The 20090-nt window shown below is 63.7% G+C and carries 16 protein-coding genes and 3 pseudogenes; 10 read left to right on the top strand and 9 right to left on the bottom strand.

Annotated features, from left to right (window positions below):
• Positions 1-217 precede the first annotated feature (217 nt).
• From GV044_RS22360 to rfbB, 7 genes are all read left to right on the top strand, one after another.
• Entirely contained in the window at positions 218-358 is a 141-nt protein-coding gene (locus GV044_RS22360; protein ID WP_236555093.1) for a hypothetical protein, read from the top strand.
• Between the two features lie 83 nt (positions 359-441).
• On the top strand, positions 442-621 hold the full coding sequence (locus GV044_RS22355; RefSeq protein WP_236555092.1) for a hypothetical protein: 180 nt from the start codon (positions 442-444) through the stop codon (positions 619-621).
• 465 nt (positions 622-1086) lie between these two features.
• Positions 1087-1281: a hypothetical protein gene (locus tag GV044_RS22350; RefSeq protein WP_236555091.1), complete on the top strand. Its 195-nt coding sequence runs from the start codon at positions 1087-1089 to the stop codon at positions 1279-1281.
• 381 nt (positions 1282-1662) lie between these two features.
• Positions 1663-2547 (top strand): glucose-1-phosphate thymidylyltransferase RfbA, encoded by an 885-nt coding sequence (rfbA, locus tag GV044_RS18785; protein ID WP_159873701.1) that lies wholly within the window; start codon positions 1663-1665, stop codon positions 2545-2547.
• 13 nt (positions 2548-2560) lie between these two features.
• Positions 2561-3106, top strand: a complete 546-nt coding sequence (rfbC, locus tag GV044_RS18780) for a dTDP-4-dehydrorhamnose 3,5-epimerase (RefSeq protein ID WP_159873688.1) — start codon at positions 2561-2563, stop codon at positions 3104-3106.
• Positions 3103-3960: a dTDP-4-dehydrorhamnose reductase gene (gene rfbD, locus GV044_RS18775; protein WP_159873686.1), complete on the top strand. Its 858-nt coding sequence runs from the start codon at positions 3103-3105 to the stop codon at positions 3958-3960. The genes rfbC and rfbD overlap by 4 nt, the downstream gene beginning before the upstream one ends.
• A complete protein-coding gene (rfbB, locus tag GV044_RS18770; protein ID WP_159873684.1) occupies positions 3953-5053 on the top strand; it encodes a dTDP-glucose 4,6-dehydratase in 1101 nt (366 codons plus the stop codon). Before rfbD ends, rfbB begins: the two co-directional genes overlap by 8 nt.
• Positions 5054-5483: 430 nt before the next feature.
• Here rfbB and GV044_RS18765 read toward each other — a convergent pair.
• From GV044_RS18765 to GV044_RS18750, 4 genes and pseudogenes are all read right to left on the bottom strand, one after another.
• Positions 5484-6008: pseudogene (locus GV044_RS18765) on the bottom strand (IS630 family transposase); the annotation flags it as partial.
• Between the two features lie 340 nt (positions 6009-6348).
• Positions 6349-7496, bottom strand: a pseudogene (locus tag GV044_RS18760) (IS110 family transposase).
• 90 nt (positions 7497-7586) lie between these two features.
• Positions 7587-7733, bottom strand: coding sequence for a winged helix-turn-helix domain-containing protein (locus tag GV044_RS22865; RefSeq protein ID WP_371741650.1), 147 nt, complete (start codon positions 7731-7733; stop codon positions 7587-7589).
• Positions 7734-7870: 137 nt separating this feature from the next.
• Complete coding sequence (locus tag GV044_RS18750; protein ID WP_159873680.1) at positions 7871-8056, bottom strand: hypothetical protein; 186 nt, start codon at positions 8054-8056, stop codon at positions 7871-7873.
• A 109-nt stretch (positions 8057-8165) separates the two neighbouring features.
• Between GV044_RS18750 and GV044_RS18745 the strand changes: the two are divergent.
• Positions 8166-8702 (top strand): annotated as a pseudogene (locus tag GV044_RS18745) (transposase); the annotation flags it as partial.
• 79 nt (positions 8703-8781) lie between these two features.
• Here GV044_RS18745 and GV044_RS18740 read toward each other — a convergent pair.
• From GV044_RS18740 to GV044_RS18720, 5 genes are all read right to left on the bottom strand, one after another.
• Positions 8782-9099, bottom strand: a complete 318-nt coding sequence (locus GV044_RS18740; protein WP_159873676.1) for an antibiotic biosynthesis monooxygenase — start codon at positions 9097-9099, stop codon at positions 8782-8784.
• Positions 9100-9255: 156 nt separating this feature from the next.
• A complete protein-coding gene (locus tag GV044_RS18735; RefSeq protein ID WP_159873674.1) occupies positions 9256-10689 on the bottom strand; it encodes a glutamate synthase subunit beta in 1434 nt (477 codons plus the stop codon).
• 98 nt (positions 10690-10787) lie between these two features.
• Positions 10788-15425 carry a glutamate synthase large subunit gene (gene gltB, locus GV044_RS18730; RefSeq protein WP_159873672.1) on the bottom strand — a complete coding sequence of 1546 codons (4638 nt, stop codon included), beginning with the start codon at positions 15423-15425 and terminating at the stop codon, positions 10788-10790.
• 250 nt (positions 15426-15675) lie between these two features.
• Positions 15676-17058: a hypothetical protein gene (locus tag GV044_RS18725; protein ID WP_159873670.1), complete on the bottom strand. Its 1383-nt coding sequence runs from the start codon at positions 17056-17058 to the stop codon at positions 15676-15678.
• A 54-nt stretch (positions 17059-17112) separates the two neighbouring features.
• Positions 17113-18357: a TIGR04063 family PEP-CTERM/XrtA system glycosyltransferase gene (locus GV044_RS18720; RefSeq protein WP_159873668.1), complete on the bottom strand. Its 1245-nt coding sequence runs from the start codon at positions 18355-18357 to the stop codon at positions 17113-17115.
• Between the two features lie 64 nt (positions 18358-18421).
• Here GV044_RS18720 and GV044_RS18715 point away from each other — a divergent pair, with 64 nt between their 5' ends.
• Both GV044_RS18715 and GV044_RS18710 read left to right on the top strand, forming a co-directional pair.
• Positions 18422-18595: a hypothetical protein gene (locus GV044_RS18715; RefSeq protein WP_159873666.1), complete on the top strand. Its 174-nt coding sequence runs from the start codon at positions 18422-18424 to the stop codon at positions 18593-18595.
• Entirely contained in the window at positions 18592-19962 is a 1371-nt protein-coding gene (locus tag GV044_RS18710; RefSeq protein ID WP_159873664.1) for a DUF5935 domain-containing protein, read from the top strand. Before GV044_RS18715 ends, GV044_RS18710 begins: the two co-directional genes overlap by 4 nt.
• The last annotated feature ends 128 nt before the right edge of the window (positions 19963-20090 follow it).

Raw genomic sequence — 20090 nt, 5'->3', positions numbered from 1 at the left:
GCGCTCACCACGCGAATTTCAAGCGGCTCAGTTTGCAATGCTCTTGACGGTGTCCGGTGAAATGGAGCCAGATGAGAGCATCGTGTGCTTTAGAGTCTCTCAAGAGCCAGTTGGGCCGCTTCTCGCCGCGCGACCACGAGCACCATCAGCCCATTATAGTAGACTTTAAAGCAGCATGCGGAATACCATAACACAGATAGTTTCGATCTCGCGCTCGATGGAAAGCTCCGAGATCACGTTCGGCACGAGCGGCGCACGGGGCCAGGTTGTCGACATGACTGACCTGGTGTGCTTCGTCTACACGTGCGCGTTCCTTCAGCACTTGACGCGTATCGGCCAATTCTCGTCGGGCATGTAAGTCGCCATCGCGGGTGATCTGCGTTCGTCGACACCTCGCATCGTCGCAGCTTGTGCGGCAGCGATCCACACCATGGGTGGCGAATGCGACCGTTGCGCTTCGTGCCGTCTCCGGCTGTCGCAGCTTACGGGTCCGGCAAGGCCTTCTCCTCTATCATGGTCACCGGCAGCCACAACCCCGCCGACCGGAACGGCATCAAGTTTGTCGTGCCGATGGAGAAATGCCGAAGCCTGACGAAATGGCTATGCGAGCGCAGGAGGTGACCCTGTCCGACCTGTTCGACGAAGAGGGCATGCTGAAGGCGCTTGAGGTGACTGAGCCGGTGATCGATGTCGGGAACGCCTACATTGCGCGCTATACTGACTTATCTGGTCGCGATGCCGTGTCAGGGCTCAAGCTGGGCGTCTACGAGCTTTCCGCAGTAGGGCGCGACATCCTAGTTACGAGCCTGGGAGGTCTCGGCGCGCAAGTGACCCGATTTGGACGCTCTGGCATCTTCATTCCTCGCCACGGAAGCCGTTCGTCCCTAGGCTCAGGAACTGGCAAATGGTTGGGCGGCCGAGTTCGGCCTCGATGCGAGCTTATTCACCGATGGCGATCCCGACCGGCACTTACTGTCCGACGAAACCGGCACCTGGTTGCGTGGCGATGTGCTCGGCATCATGTGCGCGCAGGCGCTGAGGATCGAAGCGATCGCGACCCCGGTCACCTGCAACTCGTAACTAGAGTTGTCCGGATCGTTCGACCAGATTCGTTGCACCCGCATCGGCTCGCCCTACGTGATTGAAGCGATGAGTGCATTGGTCAAAGGTTCGATCCTGGTCTGCGGCTACGAGGCCAATGGCTTCATCCTCAGCTCGGCGATCTGCGCGAGCGGCGCATGCTGGCCGCGTTGCCAACGCGTAATGCGGCGCTGCCGATGATCGTGGTGCTGGAGGAGGCGAAGCGCCAAGACATGCCGCTGTCGACCTTGCTGACGCGATTGCCGGCGCGCTTCCATTCACTTGAGGCCCAGCGGAAATGCACCCGGGTTGCGCTACCATACCGAAGCAGCGGGCAACGAGCGAGACATCTCGTTGAAAGCGCAAGAGCTCACCATCTTGCGCGGTTCGGCGCCCGCGGAGTAGGTAGTGGCGCTCGGCGCCGGTCGGCGGCTCATGTCAACGGCGCAGGGTACAGTTAAGTTTTATCTCCACATCTCCCGCATTTGCCGGATTGTGGAATAACGATGCATACGAAAACATCGCACGGTCCATGATCTGTTTATGCGATTAACCATTACTACGAGTTGGGGGCCGTTTGAAATGCGCAAGGGATTGATACTTGCAGGTGGTTCAGGAACTCGACTTTATCCTCTAACAAGAGGTGTATCAAAGCAGCTTATGCCCGTCTTCGACAAGCCGATGATATATTATCCTTTGTCAGTTATGATGTTGGCGGGTATCAGGGAAATACTTGTTATCACAACGCTGCAAGATCAGGCTGCATTCCAAGCCGTTCTTGGCGACGGTCACAACTTCGGCGTCAACTTGCAGTACGCGGTGCAACTAGCGCCGGCCGGTCTGGCCCAAGCCTTTCATATAGGTGCCGATTTCTTGGGTAGTCATCCTTCGGCTCTGATTTTAGGCGATAACATCTTCTACGGCCATGGTTTGCCCAACTTGCTGAGCAGCGCAGGATCTCGAGAGATAGGCGCGACCGTCTTTGGCTACTACGTCAAAGATCCCACCGCCTATGGGGTTGTCTCGTTCGATGAGAATGGACGGGCGGTCAGCATCGAGGAGAAGCCTAAAGATCCTAGATCGAATTACGCCGTGACCGGCCTCTACTTCTACGACGGCAAGGTCGTTGACTTGGCGGCCGATCTGAAGCCGAGTGCCCGCGGTGAGCTGGAGATCAGCGATCTAAATCGGCTCTATCTCGAACGCGGTGAGTTGTCGGTCGAGATCATGGGGCGTGGTTATGCTTGGCTCGATACGGGTACGCACGGCTCTCTGCTCGATGCCGGCAATTACGTGCGGATCATTGAGGAGCGGCAAGGCCTAAAGATCGCATGTCCGGAAGAGATTGCCTGGCGCCAAGGCTTCATCGACGACGCCAGACTTGAAGCAATCGCCCTCCCGCTCGTGAAGAGTGGGTATGGCGCATACTTGCTCAATCTTCTAAATGGCCGCTCGGCCGATCGTTAGGCAGGCATGTAGAATGGAATTGATCCCCACCAAAATTGAAGGCCTGCTTATCATTGAGCCACAGGTGTTCGGGGACGAAAGAGGTTTTTTCCTGGAAAGCTGGAATCGGGCGACGTTCGCACGACTCGGCCTGGCTTGGAATTTTGTTCAGGACAATCACAGCCGCTCCGCGAAGGGTGTCTTGCGCGGCCTGCACTACCAGCAACCCAATCCGCAGGGGAAGCTCGTCAGGGTCGTCTCTGGTAAGGCTTGGGATGTTGCCGTGGACTTGCGGCCCGGCTCATCCACCTATGGGCAATGGGCTGGCGTGGAACTCTCAGCTAAGAACAAGCGCATGTTCTGGGTGCCGCCTGGATTCGCCCATGGCTTCGTTAGCCTGGAAGACGACACTGATTTTCTCTACAAGTGCACCGTCTCTTATGATCCCGCAAACGAGCATACGCTGGCATGGAATGATCCCAGCATTGGAATCAACTGGCCGCTTGAAGGGATCGATCCGCAATTGTCTGCCAAGGACAAGCTGGGCAGGCGATTTGGTGATGTTCAGGCCCTTACATGAAAGTCCTGATCGTAGGGAGCAAGGGCCAGCTCGGCAGGGAACTGCTGGCGACGGCGCCGAATGTTGCGACCGTCTTCAGTCACGGCAGAGATACGCTCGACATCACCGATGGTAGTGCGGTCGCTGCGGCGGTTGCACAGGTTAGGCCCGATATCGTGTTCAACGCAGCCGCCTATACCGCAGTGGATGAGGCCGAAACTGACGAGGAAACGGCACTTGCTGTCAATGCGACCGCTGTCGGCCACCTCGCCCGCGCCGCCAACCGGGTTGGGGGTTGCTTTGTCCACGTCTCAACCGACTTCGTGTTCGATGGGCTATCCGGCAGGCCTTACGCTCCCGATGCACTCACCGCGCCTCTCGGGGTGTACGGACGGACTAAGCTGGCGGGCGAAATCGCGGCCGGCGAAGATGCTTTGATCGTGCGGACCGCGTGGGTCTATGCGCCGACAGGCGCGAACTTCGTACGAACCATGCTGCGCCTAATGAGTGAATGTCCCGAGGTACGCGTCGTGGCCGATCAGATCGGCACGCCAACTTATGCTCCTGGCTTGGCCGCCGCGCTCTGGGCGATGGCGCTGAGGCAGGCGCGGGGCATCCATCACTTCAGCGACGCGGGCGCCTGCAGTTGGTACGACTTTGCCGTGGCTATCCAAGAGGAAGCTTTTGCGGCGGGCTTGCTGGCCCGAGCCGTTCCGGTCATTCCGATCCGCACCTTGGACTACCCCACGCCCGCACGGCGCCCAAGCTACTCAGTCCTCGATAAGACATCAACCTTTGATATTTTAGGTGGCCCCGCACCGCACTGGCGAACTCAACTGCGCACAATGATTGCTGAGATCAAAATACATGGCTAATCTCATGGTCACTGGCGGTGCTGGCTTCATTGGCGCCAACTTCGTCCATTATTGGCGCGGGGCTTCGCCTCAGGACAACATAGTCGTGCTGGACTTGCTGACCTATGCAGGCAATCGGGCGAACCTCGACGGTCTGGATGGGGTTACGCTGATCGAAGGCGATATCTGCGACACGCCGCTCGTATCAAGCCTGATGGCGGATTATGCAATCGACACGATTGTGCACCTCGCCGCAGAAAGTCATGTTGACCGGTCGATCACCGGGCCTGATGCATTCGTGACAACCAACGTCATCGGCACTCACAGCCTGCTCAAGGCAGCGAAAAAGGCGTGGCTTGACGAAGGTAGTGGCAGGCCGCATCGATTTCACCATGCCTCGACTGACGAGGTCTACGGTTCGCTTTCACCAGACGAGCCGGCCTTTAGTGAGACCACGCGTTACGCGCCAAATTCGCCCTATTCTGCCTCGAAGGCAGCCAGCGATCACCTCGTGCGTGCCTATCACCATACCTATGGACTTGAGACGACCACGAGCAACTGCTCCAATAATTATGGGCCGTTCCAGTATCCTGAAAAGCTCATCCCGCTATTCGCGCTTAATGCTCTGTACGGGCGCCCCTTGCCGATCTATGGGGACGGCCTGAACATTCGGGATTGGCTACATGTCGAGGATCATTGCCGTGGCATTGAGGCGTGCCTGCGCAAGGGTCGCCCAGGCGAGACTTACAACATAGGCGGCGGGCAGGAACTGCCGAACATGAGAGTAATTGAGGAGATCTGCCATGCCGTGGACAAGGCGTTTGCAGCCGATCCGAACCTGGCCAAGCGTTTCCCCGATGCGCCACCTGCTCACGGACGCAGCAGTCTGGAATCGAAGACCTTTGTCACCGACCGGAAAGGACACGATCGCCGCTACGCGATTGATGAAACGAAGGCGCGCACGGAACTGGGCTACGCTCCACGGCGAGACTTTCCTCAAGGCCTCGGTGAGACGCTTGGATGGTATCTCACGCACGAGGACTGGTGGGCTCCGCTTATAGAACCACCTCAGATATGTACCGTGGTGACCGATTGTTCATGTGAGCCGCACTAGCTACTTAAAGCCGGCAAGTCGCGCTACGCTCGTTAGGATCGAAGCTTGCCTTTCGGAGCCAAGTGCGACACCGCCTGACGTATTCTTCAAAACGAATAGATCGTACTGCCCTGCAGAACGAAACTCGCACCGAGCCGGTTTGAACCAGGAGGGCAAGTCACGGAGCGCAAAGGCCTACATGGGAGCCGTGACAACACTACCGGCATTCTCGCACTGGCTGAAAATCTCCGGTCGGTAATCCTGAGATGACGTAATCTACCATATTGCCTACATCACCTGTCAGGATGGCCTAGCCGCATATCCAAGCGCTCCGATGTCGTCCTGACCCGGCATCTGGACCGCCTCACGCCCGGGCGGCCCACCGTTGCCTCATGCGCGGCGAGTTCTTCTCAAAGAGATCCAATTCGACCGTGATACCAACCTGCACTGATCAGAACCGGCGCGCCCATTTGCGGCGTCCGATGATTAGGATGCGCCAGGGCTGATCGACGAGCTTGTTCCAGGCTTCGCAGCAATGGTCGATGATGTTGTCATGGGAGGTGAAGATTCGGTTCGACAGCCGGTTGCCGCGGATGAACAGCCAGACATTCTCGACCGAGTTCAGCTTAGGGCATTTGGCCGGCAAAGCGACGATGCTGATGTTGGCAGGTAGCTTGAGCTTGCCGGTCATGTGCCACCCGGCTTGATCCATCAGCACCACGGCATGGGTGCCCGGTGCGACGGCACGCGCAATTTGGGCGAGGTGCAGCGACATTGTCTCGGTGTTGCAGGAGGGCAGGACCAGTCCGGCACCTTTGCCCTTCTCGGGGCAGATGGCGCCGAAGATGAAGGCCGATTTCGTCCCCTAATCCTTGGGTGCCGATGGCCGTGTGCCGCGCCGCGCCAAGCGGCGAGTGATGGTGTTCTTCTGCCCGACCTGGGCTTCATCCTGAAACCAAATCTCTATGGGCGTGCCTTGCGGGAGAGTGGCCCAGACCTCTGCCACTGCGGCGGCAAAGCGCCTCAGACGGGGATAATCGGATCAAGCCTTTGCGCCGCTATAACAATTGGCAATCTCGCGTTTGTCAGATCCATGGTCTGAGCCTGCTGCTACAAGCGTCCCGCCAACCGGTTCGCTTTAACTCACATCCGGTCGCCGCTCGTACGCGGCTCAGCCACAATCCCGCTTGCGTCGGCTCTGGCTCAGGAAGACGATCATCCTTTTTACCGGCGAGTGAAGCCAAGAGGCCTCTACGAGTCCGTCCGCCTGGATCCGGCAGGGCAATGCCTGCGGGAACTCGGAATTGGTGACTCGCTCAGCCTGCCTTTAGCAGCGCGCCTTTCGCGGCAAGACGCCGGCCGAACTAAACTGCCAAAGCGCGATCAGCAGCTTGCGGGCGAGCGCGACGATCATCACGCGCCTGACACGATCGCCGTTCGCCTGCACCCGTTCGGCGTACCAGCGGGTCAGTTCCGACTCAGGCTGATGCCGAAGCCATAGCCACGCGACCTGGATCTTGGTCGTGCGTAGCCGCTTGTTGCCGGCCTGGATACGCCCTGCTCGCGGTCCATGTTGCCGCTCTGCCATGGCGATGGCGCGAGGCCCGCATAGCAGGCGACCTGGCGACGGTTGCTGAAGCTGCGGAATAGCGCCTCGCCATGCAGCACGCCGGCAAACTCGGGGCCGATGCCGCGCAGCTGGAGCAGTCGGGCGCTCGCCGGCTTAGGTGCCTCGTCCGTCGCCGCCTCCAGCATCGCGTCGCGCTCGCGCTCCACCTCCTTAATCTGGCGCATGACCAGCTCCAGCCGGTCTAACTCGCGCTCAATCTCGCGCTTCACATGGGAAGGCAGTCGCTGGCCATCACCGGTGACTAGTTCCTTCAGCCGCGCGCGCCGGTTCGTGCGCAGCGGTTCGTAATCGCCACCACTTGCGCGAACAGCACGCCCTCATTGCGCCGGATGCGTTCGACGACCAGCGAGCGCCGCTAGCGGCAGACGCGCCGGCGGTCTTCGTCCTCTGCGCTCGGCACGGTCACCATGGCACAGACCCGTGGCTCGCCGCGCTTGTAGGCAAGCAGCGTGCGGACCAGCGCCTCGCCGTCGAGCTTGTCCGTCTTCGCCCGAAGGCTGCGCCGCGAGGCTGCGATCGAGGCGGCGTCGACGACATGGCTCTCAAAGCCTTCGCGGATGAGGCAACGGTGAATCCAGAAGCCGTCCAGCCCTGCCTCCCGGACGACGACCAGCAAATAAAGCTCGCACGTCCGCTCCCGCGCTTTCACCTGCAACTGCGCGAACCGCTCCAAAAGTGCCGGCACATCGCTGCCCTTCACCTGATGGCGCGAAATGCGATCGCGGCGCCCGGCGACAGCGATGTTACCAACCAATTGGAACGGCTCAACTCTAGCGACACGAAGATCGCGTTTAGCTGCGTACTAACCGCGGCATGGGACGGAAATGGACACAGGCAATCTCCTTCACGACAAAGCGGGAAGGCCAGTCTGCCTCAACCGGCGCCAGCCCGCGCCCATGAGATCTTTTTTGAACGCCTCCCTGGCTAACTCGTTCTCGGCATAGGGACGCTGGCGGCGGTCAGCTTCACGTAGCCCAGCTGCTTCAGCTCACGGTTGGCGGTAGTCTCGTCCAGCGACACCGCGAACTCGTAATGTAACCATTGCACCAGATCAATCAGCCGCCAGCGCACGACGCCGTGAGTCGCCGGGAGCGGCCCGCGTCGAACCGCCTAAACCAGAGCGTGGCGCTGCGCGTCGCTGAGGATCAACCGCTTGCCCGGAGCCTTGCCGTCGAGCAACCCGTCAGGGCCGCGGGCGTTAAGGCGGATCACCCAGTCGCGGATGATTGCAACGTAACATTGCCAATCCGCGCCGCCTGGCTTCGATTGCCGCCATCGTGAATCTGGGCCAACGTCAGCAGCCGCCGAGCCTGCGGCGCACTCTTGATGCCCGCGCCAAAACGCCGCAGCGTCGACCCGCCGAAATCCTCTCGCAAGCCGATCGCTTGTCCCATCCGCGCATCCTCCTGATCCAGGACGCTACTGATCCACACTTTCACCCCCTTGGGAACCCGCACGTGAGTCAGCCTCACCGCAGCCTGGTATCAGCTCAACAAGTGCCGCAAGGGCTCGCCGGTGATCGCGCCGCTTGCTGTCGAGGCCGTGCGCCGCATCGACGCAATCTTTGCGGTCGAGCGTACCGTCGTGGGCCAGAGCGCCCTTCAGCGGCAGATCGCCCGCGAGCAGCACGTGGCTCCTCTCCCCGACGATCTGCGGTCCTGGATGGCCGAGCAGCGTTCGAGCCTTTCACGCTCGTCCGATGTCGCCAAGGCCATGGACTACATGCTCAAGGACTGGCCCGCGTTCACCGCTTTCCTTGAGGATGGACGCATCTGCCTGACCAACAATTGCGCCGAGCGTGCCATGCGCGGCATCGCCATCGGCCGAAAAGCCTGGCGTTTCGCAGGATCCGATCGCGGCGGTCAGCGTGCTGCTTTCATATTCAGCCTCATCGCCACTGTTAAGCTCAACGACGTCGACCCGCAAGCCTGGTTGGCCGACGTCCTCACCCGCACCGCCGACATCCCGCAGCAGCGCTTGCACGAGCTGCTGCCCTGGAACTGGCACGCTCTGCACGCACAGCTGCCCGTCACCGCCTAATCGCGCACACGGCCAATCCGACTACGATCGCGCCTCACGCCGCCGCGGTACTCACCGGTGGCTACGCAGTATCCGGCCGTCAGACAGCTTTATAGCTGGCCCCAGCCACCTGCTCATGCAGCACGTAGTGGCTCATCGAGCCGCCTTGTGTGAGATAGTCCATGGCAGCGCGAAACTGCCCGAAGCTCTCCAGTTCTCGCGCTGCCATGTGATCCTCGATTGAAGTCCAGACAACGTGGAACAGGAACTTGCTCGGGTTCTCGACACCGCGGCCGAAGCGGGCTTCGATCACGCCCTTGCAGGCGGCGAGGTGGGCGATGCCGCCCTCGCGCATGGCCGTGCTAAACGCGTCTTCGTTGCCCGGCTTAACTTCTACTTCGGCAATTTCGAGCAGCATCGCGTTCCTCCCTGAATGCGCTACAACGTCGTCGCGGGCTCGACCCTGGCCAGGTTGCACCATGTCGCGAGCTTGCCGGCGCAAGCCTTCGGACTCATCACTGCCGAAACCGCCGCTGGGTCAAGCCCGGTACGCAGTCCTATCGGCCTTATCGCCTCAGCGGGGGAGTTCGGAGACGCCCATAAGCGCTTCGTCCACCGCACGGGCGCACTGGCGGCCCTCGCGGATCGCCCAGACCACCAGGCTCTGGCCTCGGCGCATGTCGCCGCAGGCCCAGATCTTGTCGTCGCTGGTCTTGTACTCGAAGACGTTGGCCTTGACGTTGCCGCGAGGGTCCAGCTCGACGGCCGCCTGGTCGAGCATGCCGGCCTTGCGCGGGCCGGTAAAGCCCATGGCGAGCAGTATCAGATCGCCCTGCAGCGTAAACTCGCTGCCTTCAATCTCGACCATCTTGCCGTCCTTCCACTCGACGCGCACGCATTCGAGCCCGGAGACGTCGTTGCCGCCGACGACGCGCTTGGTCAGCACCGCCCAGTCACGCTCGCAGCCTTCCTGGTGGCTCGACGAGGTGCGCAGGCGCAGCGGCCAAAACGGCCAGCTGAGTGCCTTGTCTTCCATCTCGGGCGGCTTGGGCATGATCTCGATCTGGGTGACCGAGGTGGCGCCCTGGCGGTTTGACGTGCCGACGCAGTCCGAGCCGGTGTCGCCGCCGCCGATGACGATGACGTGCTTGCCAGTCGCGGTCAGCGAGCCGCGCGGCGCGGCGCGCAGCTCGTCGTCGCCGGCGTTGCGCTTGTTCTGCTGGGTCAGAAACTCCATTGCCAGGCGCACGCCCGGCAGTTCCGCACCCGGAATGTCGAGCCGGCGCGCTTCTTCCGCGCCGCCGGCAAAGACGATCGCGTCGAAGTTCTCCTTCAGCGAATTGACCGAGACGGTTACGCCCACTTCGGTGCTGGTGCGGAACGTCACCCCTTCGGCTTCCATCTGCATGGCGCGCCGGTTGATGAGGTGCTTCTCCATCTTGAAGTCGGGGATGCCGTAGCGCATCAGCCCGCCCAGACGGTCGTTCTTCTCGAACACGGTGACGGTGTGACCCGCGCGCGCCAGCTGCTGCGCGGCGGCGAGGCCTGCGGGGCCGGAGCCGACCACCGCGACCGTCTTGCCGGTGCGCTTGGCGGGCACGGCGGGGCTGATCCAGCCGTTCTGCCATCCCTTGTCGACAATCGCGCATTCAATCGACTTGATGGTCACCGGCTGGTCGATGATGTTCAGCGTGCAGGCCGCCTCGCAAGGCGCGGGGCAGATGCGGCCGGTGAATTCCGGGAAGTTGTTGGTCGAATGCAGGACCTCGAGCGCGTTCTTCCAGTCGTTCTCGTAGACCAGGTGGTTCCAGTCGGGGATGATGTTGTTGACCGGACAACCGGTGTGGCAGTGCGGCACGCCGCAGTTCATGCAGCGCGAGGCCTGGGCCTTGAGGTCGGCCTCGGGCAGCGGGACGATGAACTCCTTGTAGTTCTTCAGCCGCGCTTCCGGCGCTTCGTAGCCGCGATCGTGCCGGTCGAGTTCGAGGAACCCGGTTTCCTTACCCATCTTGAGATACTCCCCGTGAGCGCCGATCCCAGCAGCGCTCCCGCTTCATCATATATGCCAGAAAAGGGGCGCCCGTGCGAGATGGTGCGCCACCAAGCTTATTCGGCGGCGACGGAGGCCGCTTCGAGCCGCTCGGCTTCCATCTGCTTGAGCGCCTTGGCGTAGTCGCGCGGCATGACCTTCACGAACTTGCCCAGAGCGTTCGACCAGTCGTCGAGCAGGGCACGCGCCCGCTTCGATCCGGTGTGCAGATGGTGGCGTTCGAGCAGCACGCGCAGGCGGTCCGCGTCGTGGCGCAGCGGGTCGCCCATGCCGGCGTCGTTGACGCCGTTGGTGCGCTGCTGCGGACGGCCCGCCCCGTCGTCCTCGTCACGCTCCGCCGAGATCGGCTGCAGGTCGACCATGGAGGTGTTGGCCAGCTGCGCGAATACGCCATCCTCGTCGTAGACGTAGGCAATGCCGCCCGACATGCCCGCTGCGAAGTTGCGGCCGGTCTTGCCCAGCACCGCGACGACACCTCCGGTCATGTACTCGCAGCCATGATCGCCGCAGCCTTCGACCACCGCAACGGCGCCCGAGTTGCGCACCGCGAAGCGCTCGCCGGCGACGCCGTTGAAGAACGCCTCGCCCGCGATCGCGCCGTAGAGCACGGTGTTGCCGACGATGATGTTCTGCGTCGGCTCGCGGTTCACGTGGCCGGGCTGGCGAACGATCACGCGGCCTCCGGAGAGACCCTTGCCGACATAGTCGTTGGCGTCACCCGTCAGGTCGAGCGTCACACCGTGGGCGAGCCAGGCAGCGAAGCTCTGGCCGGCGACGCCGGTGAGCTTCACGTTGATCGTGTTGTCGGGCAGGCCGGCATGGCCGAACCGCTTGGCGACTTCGCCCGAGAGCATGGCGCCGACCGTGCGGTTGACATTGATGACCGACTTCTCGACTCTCACCGGCTGGCGGCTTTCCAGCGCATCGGCTGAGGCGGCGATCAGCTCGTTGTCGAGCGCGTTCTCCAGCCCATGGTCCTGCGTTTCGGACCAGTTGAGCGTCGGGCTGTCGCCCTTGCCGGGGTTGTAGAGGATCTTCGACAGATCGACGCCCTTGGCCTTCCAGTTCGAGATCACCTTGCGGGTGTCGAGCCGGTCGACGCGGCCGGTCATCTCCGCCAGCGTGCGGAAGCCGAGCTCGGCCATGATCGCGCGCAGTTCCTCGGCGACGAAAAAGAAGTAGTTCACCACGTGCTCGGGCTGGCCGGTAAAGCGCGCGCGCAGCACCGGGTCCTGCGTCGCCACGCCGACCGGGCAAGTGTTGAGGTGGCACTTACGCATCATGATGCAGCCCGCCGCGATCAGCGGTGCCGTGGCGAAGCCGAACTCGTCGGCGCCGAGCAGCGCGGCGATCGCCACGTCGCGGCCGGTGCGGATGCCGCCGTCCGCCTGCACCGCCACGCGGCTGCGCAAGTTGTTGAGCAGCAGCGTCTGCTGGGTTTCGGCCAGGCCGATCTCCCAGGGCGAGCCCGCGTGCGTCAGCGAGGTCAGCGGCGAGGCACCGGTGCCGCCTTCGTAGCCGGCAATGGTGATGTGGTCGGCGCGCGCCTTGGAGACGCCCGCGGCGACCGTACCCACGCCCACTTCGGACACCAGCTTGACCGAGACGCGCGCGCCCGGGTTCACGTTCTTGAGATCGTGAATGAGCTGCGCGATGTCCTCGATCGAGTAGATGTCGTGATGTGGCGGCGGGCTGATGAGGCCCACACCCGGCGTCGAGTGGCGCACCCGGCCGATGGTCTTGTCGACCTTGTCGCCCGGCAGCTGGCCGCCTTCGCCAGGCTTGGCGCCCTGGGCCATCTTGATCTGGATGTCGTCGGCGTTGACGAGGTACTCGGTGGTCACGCCGAACCGGCCGCTGGCCACCTGCTTGATTGCCGAGCGCATCGAATCGCCGTTGGGCAGCGGCGTGAAGCGATCGACTTCCTCGCCGCCTTCGCCGGTGTTCGACTTGCCGCCGATGCGGTTCATGGCGAGCGCCAGAGTGGTGTGCGCCTCGCGGCTGATCGAGCCGAAGCTCATCGCCCCGGTGGCGAAGCGCTTGACGATCTCGCTGGCCGGCTCGACTTCCTCGATCGGAACCGGGGTCCCGGGCACGAACTCCATCAAGCCGCGGATCGTCAGCATGCGCTCCGACTGGTCGTTGATCGACCGGGCGAAGGCCGCGTACTTCTCGGGCACGTTGCCGCGCACCGCGTGCTGCAGGTTGCCGATGTTCTCGGACGTCCAGGCATGCTCCTCGCCGCGCACGCGCACGCCGTAGATGCCGCCCACGTCGAGCATGTTCTTGTAGACCGGGCTGTCGCCATAGGCCGCGGCATGGCGTGCGACGGTCTCGGCGGCGATTTCGGCGAGACCGGCGCCCTCGATGGTGGTGGCGGTGCCGGTAAAGTACTTCTCGATGAACTTGCTCGACAGGCCCACCGCGTCGAAGATCTGCGCGCCGCAGTACGACTGGTAGGTCGAGATGCCCATCTTGGACATGACCTTCCGGATGCCCTTGCCGATGGCGTAGACGTAGTTCTTCTGCGCCTGCCTGGCCTCAATCGGCAGCTCCTTGCGGACTCGCAGGTTCTCGATCGTCTCGAACGCGAGGTAGGGGTTGATCGCCTCGGCGCCGTAGCCCGCCAGCACGCAGAAGTGGTGCACTTCGCGCGCTTCGCCGGTCTCGACCACCAGGCCGGTCTGCATGCGCAGCCCCTGGCGGACGAGGTGGTGGTGGACGGCGGCAGTGGCCAGCAGCGCCGGCATCGGGATGCGGTCCGGCCCTTGCGCACGGTCGGACAGGATCAGGATGTTCTTGTCCGCCAGCACCGCTTCGGTCGCGGTCCAGCACATTTCCTTGATGGCCAGCTCAAGGCCCTCGGCCCCGGCGCTGGCGTCCCAGGTCATGTCGATCGTCGCTGTGCGGAACGCGCCGTCGAGCGCGGCCTCGACCGAGCGGATCTTCGCCAACTCCTCGTCGGTGAGGATCGGCTGGCTGACTTCCAGGCGCTTGTGCGTGCCGGCGACGTGGCCGAGCAGATTGGGGCGCGGGCCGATCATCGACACCAGGCTCATCACCAGTTCCTCGCGGATCGGGTCGATCGGCGGGTTGGTGACCTGGGCGAAGTTCTGCTTGAAGTAGTCGTAGACCAGCCGCGACTTGCGGCTGAGCACCGCGATCGGGGTGTCGGTGCCCATCGAGCCGATCGGATCGTCGGCGTTGACGGCCATCGGCTCCAGGAAGCGGCTGACGTCTTCCTGGGTGTAGCCGAACGCCTGCTGGCGATCGAGCAGCGTGCCGGTCGGCTGGGGCAATTCGGTCAGCTCGGGATCGATGACGTCGAGGTCTTCAAGCTTGTACTGCGCCTGGTCCAGCCACTGCTGGTAGGGCTCTTCGGCGGCGAGCTGGGCCTTCAGCTCCTCATCCTCGATGATGCGGCCCTGCTCGAAGTCGATCAGCAGCATGCGCCCCGGCTGCAGCCGCCACTTGCGCACGATGTTGTCTTCCTTGATCGGCAGCACGCCGCTCTCCGACGCCATGACACACAAGTCGTCGTCGGTGACGAGGAAGCGCGCCGGGCGCAGGCCGTTGCGGTCCAGCGTGGCGCCGATCTGGCGACCGTCGGTGAAGGCGACCGCAGCCGGGCCGTCCCACGGCTCCATCAGGGCCGCGTGATACTCGTAGAACGCGCGGCGCTCGGGCGTCATCAGCGCATTGCCGGCCCAAGCCTCGGGGATGAGCATCATCATTGCGTGGCTGAGGCTGTAGCCCCCTGCGAGCAGCAGCTCGAAGGCGTTGTCGAGGCAGGCGGTGTCCGACTGGCCGTGCGGGATCAGCGGCCACATCTTGTCGAGATCGGCGCCGAGCAGGTCCGATTCGAGCGTGCGGCGGCGCGCGTTCATCCAGTTCACGTTGCCGCGCACGGTGTTGATCTCACCGTTGTGCGCCATGAAGCGGTAAGGGTGCGCCAGCTTCCAGCTGGGGAAGGTGTTGGTGCTGAACCGCTGGTGCACCAGGCCGAGCGCCGAGACGCATTCCGGGTTGCGAAGATCGTCGTAGAACGAGCCGACCTGGGTCGCCAGCAGCAGGCCTTTGTAGACCACCGTGCGGGTCGAGAAGCTGGGCATGTAGAGCTCTTTCAGCCCCGGCAGCCCGTGCTTTTCCGCCATCTGTTCCAGCGGGTTCTGCGTCTGCTTGCGGATGGCGAGCAGCTTGCGCTCGAACGCGTCCTGGTCCGAACAGTTAAGCCCGCGCGCGACGAAGCACTGCCGGATCACCGGCATGGATTCGATCACCGCCTTGCCTAGACCGTCCATCGTGGTCGGCACGTCGCGCCAGCCGATCAGCGACTGGCCTTCCTTGGCGATGAACTTTTCGAAGATCTGCGTGATCAGGTCGCGGCTGGCCTGGTCCTGCGGCATGAAGCACATCGCCACGCCGTAGTCGCCGAGCGCGGGCAGCTTCAGGCCTTCGCCTTCCGCCCACTTGCGGAACAAGGCGTCGGGTGTCTGAATCAGGATGCCCGCGCCGTCGCCCAGCAGCGGGTCGGCGCCCACCGCGCCGCGGTGATCGAGGTTTTTCAGAATCTCCAGCGCCTGCGATACGATGGCGTGCGATTTGATGCCTTTAATATGGGCCACAAAGCCCACACCGCAGGAATCATGCTCGTTACGCGCGTCGTAGAGGCCCTGGGGCTCCGGAAATGCCATCGATAAATACCCGTCCTGTCGTTGGCCGGGCCAGCCCTTCTTCCCAGGCGACCGCCTGAGCGACCGTCCGCGAAGAACACGAATCGCATCGGTGCGACCCGTGGCAAGTTGACCCGAGCTGCCCCCATGACGTTTGCGGGTAATATTTGCAACTGCGAAGCCCGGTTAAGCGGAACGATCCGGGCGTGCGATAGGGCAGGGCGAGACGCTTTGTTGCCGGCCGCAGCGTGGCGAGCGAGGGAGGCGGACCTCAGGCGGCGCCGCTCATCCGCTGCAGCGTGGCAAGCGCGGCGCGCAGCGCCTGCTCGGTACGATCGCCCGCCGCTGTGGGAGCATCGAACGTCCACGCCGTGTTCGAATCCGACTGTTGAAGGGCCGTCGATCCTTGCGTGTTCTCGCCGGTCTCCGCCAGGGCAGGGCGGGTCAGGCTCCGCAGTGACACATAGCCGGCATCCAGCGCGTCATCGTCGCTGCGACCGATATGACGCGGCGGAAGGTAGCCGGGCAGGGCATCGTCGTGCGGATCGGTCGGCACAGCGCGCAGCCCCACAGGAAGGTCCAGGACCGGCTTGGCGGGCGGCTTGAGAGGCATCTCAGGCGCCTCGATCGCAGCGGTCGGCTCGCAGGTTTGGCCATTCGCCGCCCGGCGGCGCGCGATGGTGAGCGCCAGGCGCTCCAGCAGTTCCAGGTGCGAGAGCGTGTCGAGCGGAGCGGACGCGATCCGCTCGGCGGCGGTCATGTCCCTGGCCGGTGCGGCAACTTCCTCGACGTCGATCGTGTGTGCCACGGGTTCGTCGGCGATGACGGCGGGCTCGGCGCCGACGATCTCGTCTTCGCGCGGCAGAAGCTCGAAACCGGGTGTCGGCACGTCGTCCTTCTCAGCCGTTCGGACCGGAGCGGCACGGACGTAGGCATCGAACAGGCGGTTGGCAGGCTTCGGCTCTTCCGGTTCGGAGTGCTCGGCCTGCGTAGTCTCGGCCTGCATAGGCTCTGCCTCGATGGCCTCGGCATGCTCTCGCGGTGCGAGCTGCAGCGGCTCGCTACGGCGGATCCACACCTCCTCATCAAGCGCTGCATCGAAGCTCTCGATCTCGAGATCGGCAACGTTGAGGATGGGTGAGGCCCCGGGCACCGGAGCGTGATCGTCGAAGCGCTCTTCTTGCGCGATCACGGCCAGTTGGCGGCGGCGAGTCGCCGGTTGATGCTCCGGCTCCTCCGCATCGTCGTCCGGCTCGTCGGCGAGTTCCGCCTGGCGCGCGGCGCCGAACAGCGCGACGGGCGATTCACCGTCATCGGCTGCAGCCGTCGAAGTGGTCGAGCGGCGACGGCGAGCGACAGCTTGCGGTGCGGGCTTCGCCAGGCGCCGGGCGACGAGGAGACCGACAAGGCAGCCGATCGCCGTCATCATCAGCGCCAGCAGAATGCGGGTGGTGGTGCCGAGCGGCGGAGCGGCCATGGGGATCACGCGATCGATGCCGGTGACCAGCACCGCATGCTCGATCAGGCCGGTGCGAATCGCAACACTGGTAAGCCCGAACAGCGCACCGAACCACAGGACGACCGTCACCGGGAACAGCGGATGGCTGGTGATCGGCGGGCTGGCTGCCGGTTTCCTGCGCTTTGCGTCGGCCAAAGTCTTACCCCAATTGCATCAGCGACTGCAGGGAGAGCCTGGCCACGAACGGGTCTAGGCGGCTGCCCCCAGCCTCGGTTGAGCGGTCAGGCCTAGGAGAGCTTGGTAAACAAGTTGATAACGCGCAGCATTGCGTGCCCAGTCGTGGCGCTCTTCGACGTGCCGGCGTCCAGCGTCGCGCATAACCGGCCAGCGTCCGCGATGAGTCAGCAGCGAGGCGAGCGCACCGGCGCAGGCCTGGGCATCGTCGGGCGCGAACAGGCGGCCGGTCACGCCGTCCTGGATCAGCTCCCGGTGGCCGCCCACGTCGGAGGCGCAGACGATCTTGCCCTGCGCCATCGTTTCCAGCGGCTTCAAGGGTGTGACGAGGTCGGTCAGGCGGCTGTGCTTGCGCGGGAAGGCGAGAATGTCGGTCAGCGCATAATAGCGTTCGACCTGATCGTGCGGCACGCGGCCGACGAAGCGGATGGCCTCGGCCTCGCGCGACTCGGACGCCTGGCGGCGCAGCGCTTCCTCGCAAGGTCCCCCGCCGACGAGCAGCAGCCGTGCCTCGGGATGATAGCGCACCAGCAGCTTCATCGCCTCTATCAGGATGTCGAGCCCTTCGTAGTCGTAGAAGCTGCCAATGAAGCCGACGACCGGGCGAAGGTTGCCTTGGGCGTCGAGCAGGTCGAGTTCGCGAGCCAGCGCCATGTCCGGCTCGGGCGGTGCCCCGAACAGCGAGAGGTCGACGCCGTTAGGCACCACGGTGACTCGCTCAGGGGCGATGCCCCGCGCCATCAGGTCGCCGCGCAGGCCCTCGCAGATGGTGACGATCGCATCGGCATGGCCGACGACGAAGTTTTCCAGGCGCCGCGTCAGCTGGTAGCGCAGCGATCCAGCCTTGGTGACGCCATTGCCGACCGCCGCATCCTCCCAGAAGGCGCGGATCTCGTAGACCAGCGGGATGTCCTGGCGGCGGGCGACACGCAGGGCGGCCTGGCCGCACAGCGCGGGGGAGTGGGCGTGGATCACGTCGGGGCGCCAGTCCTCCACCACGCGCTCGATGGCATCGGCGAAGAGGCCGACCTCGCGCCATTCACGCAGGCCCGACATGCCGCTCGCCTGACCCGCCGTGCGGTGGAACAGCAGTCCGTCAGCTTCTTCAGCCGCCGCGCTCGGCATCGTATGACGCAGGCCGGTGATGCCGCGCACTTCGATGCCGAGCCGCTGCTGCGCCTTCAGGATCGCACGCGTGCGGAAAGTATAACCGCTGTGCATCGGCAGCGAGTGGTCGAGGACGTGGAGGACCCTGATCATGGCGATTGTCTAGCGCAGGAACGCTTAACGCGCCGTCAACTCGAGCCAGCTAACGCTGCCGGCCATGGTCGACATGTTCGCCTTGTCCGTTGCACATGGGCTGCTGGTGCTGGCCGGCATCCGGCTGTTCCTGCGCGACGACCTCGACCACGAGGGCGGCGCGAAACGGCCGTTCGGCTGGCGCCGCAAGGGCCTGTCGCAGGTCGAACCCGGCAGCGAATCGGAGCCGCCGGCGTGATCGACCTGTGCCTCACGGCGTTCCTCTGCTTCTACCTGGCACTGGGCTGCAAGCGGCCGTTCCTGTGGGTGCTGGCCTATCTCTACGTCGACATCGTCGCGCCGCAGATCATCTCTTGGGGCATCCTCTCGCATATTCCGACGTCGCTGATCTTCTTCGCCGCCGCGTTCGCCGGTTGGCTGTTCTTCGACGACAAGACCGATTCGCGCTTCTCCATCCGACAGGGAATGATCTTCCTTCTGCTGCTCTACTGCGGGTATTCGACGATCACGGCCGACTTCCCCAAGGAGGCCGCGGAGAAGTGGTCGTGGGTGTGGAAGGCGCTGGTGTTCGCCATGTTCCTGCCGCTGACCTTGCGGACGCGGCTGCGGATCGAAGCGGTGATTCTGGTCATGGTTCTGGCGGCCAGCGCGATCATCATCGACGGCGCGATCAAGACGCTGTGTGGCGGTGGCGGCTACGGCGCGCTGCGCTTCTTCGTCGACAACAACACGGGGCTCTACGAAGGCTCGATCATCAGCTGCGTGGCGATCGCGATCATTCCGCTGATCCTGTGGATGGCCAAACACGGCACGGTGTTTCCATCAGACTGGCGCGTCTGGACCTTCGCCGTCGCCCTCATCTTCGCCTGCGCGCTGATCCCGGTGGGCACCCAGGCACGCACCGGCCTGATCTGCCTCGGCATCCTTGCCGTGCTGTACTTGCGCACGGCCAAGCACCGATTCCTGATCGTCGCGCTCATGTCGGGCGCGGTGGCGCTGGCGGTGCCGTTCCTGCCCGCGTCCTATACAGAGCGCATGGGCACGATCGAGAACAACCAGTCCGACAAGTCCGCCAGCACGCGCCTGGCGGTGTGGAAATGGACGCTCGGCTATGTCGGCAGCCATCCGTTCGGTGGCGGCTTCGAGGTTTACCTCGGCAACACGTTGCGCTTCGAAACCGTAGTGGCGCAGACGAGCGGTAACACCACCATCCTGACCACCCAGACGCAGGAAGACAGCAGCCGCGCCTTCCACTCCAGCTATTTCGAGATGCTGGGTGAGCAGGGCGTGCCGGGCTTCCTGCTATGGTTGACGCTGCAGGTGTCCGGCCTGGTGCAGATGGAGATGATCCGCCGCCGCTGGCGCAAGCGCACCGGCCCGGACGAGCAATGGCAAGCACCGCTCGCGGTCTCGCTGCAGCTGGCGCAAGTGATCTACATGTTCGGTTCGCTGTTCGTGGGAATTGCCTTTCAGCCGTTCATCCTGATGCTGATCGGGGTCCAATGCGGCCTGTGGACCTACTTGCGCCGCGTGGAGCCCAAGCTCGCCGGGCGAGTGGCGCAGCGGCGGGCGATGCGGGTTGAGGCTGCCGCAGTGCCGGCTTGAGTCAGGCTGCGAGGTCGGCTGCTACGCTTCGCGCCAGGCACCACATTGCCAGAGCTGAGCTTGTCGAAGCCCGCCGGCTGCCCGTCACGGTTCACTCAACCCTTTACGCGCGCAACGCTTGCCCTCAC

This window comes from Novosphingobium sp. 9U (genome assembly GCF_902506425.1).
Lineage (GTDB): Bacteria > Pseudomonadota > Alphaproteobacteria > Sphingomonadales > Sphingomonadaceae > Novosphingobium.
The sequence above is the reverse complement of the archived record's forward strand: the minus strand, read 5'-3'. Positions and strand labels throughout refer to the sequence as shown.

What these genes read in the sequence shown, in the direction of transcription:
- GV044_RS18720 (WP_159873668.1), bottom strand. Translation starts at nt 18,357, where the DNA reads ATGATCAGGGTCCTCCACGTCCTCGACCACTCGCTGCCGATGCACAGC.
- GV044_RS18715 (WP_159873666.1), top strand. Translation starts at nt 18,422, where the DNA reads ATGGTCGACATGTTCGCCTTGTCCGTTGCACATGGGCTGCTGGTGCTG.
- rfbC (WP_159873688.1), top strand. Translation starts at nt 2,561, where the DNA reads ATGGAATTGATCCCCACCAAAATTGAAGGCCTGCTTATCATTGAGCCA.
- rfbD (WP_159873686.1), top strand. Translation starts at nt 3,103, where the DNA reads ATGAAAGTCCTGATCGTAGGGAGCAAGGGCCAGCTCGGCAGGGAACTG.
- GV044_RS22355 (WP_236555092.1), top strand. Translation starts at nt 442, where the DNA reads ATGCGACCGTTGCGCTTCGTGCCGTCTCCGGCTGTCGCAGCTTACGGG.
- GV044_RS18740 (WP_159873676.1), bottom strand. Translation starts at nt 9,099, where the DNA reads ATGCTGCTCGAAATTGCCGAAGTAGAAGTTAAGCCGGGCAACGAAGAC.
- gltB (WP_159873672.1), bottom strand. Translation starts at nt 15,425, where the DNA reads ATGGCATTTCCGGAGCCCCAGGGCCTCTACGACGCGCGTAACGAGCAT.
- GV044_RS18750 (WP_159873680.1), bottom strand. Translation starts at nt 8,056, where the DNA reads ATGGGACAAGCGATCGGCTTGCGAGAGGATTTCGGCGGGTCGACGCTG.
- rfbA (WP_159873701.1), top strand. Translation starts at nt 1,663, where the DNA reads ATGCGCAAGGGATTGATACTTGCAGGTGGTTCAGGAACTCGACTTTAT.
- rfbB (WP_159873684.1), top strand. Translation starts at nt 3,953, where the DNA reads ATGGCTAATCTCATGGTCACTGGCGGTGCTGGCTTCATTGGCGCCAAC.
- GV044_RS22360 (WP_236555093.1), top strand. Translation starts at nt 218, where the DNA reads ATGGAAAGCTCCGAGATCACGTTCGGCACGAGCGGCGCACGGGGCCAG.
- GV044_RS18735 (WP_159873674.1), bottom strand. Translation starts at nt 10,689, where the DNA reads ATGGGTAAGGAAACCGGGTTCCTCGAACTCGACCGGCACGATCGCGGC.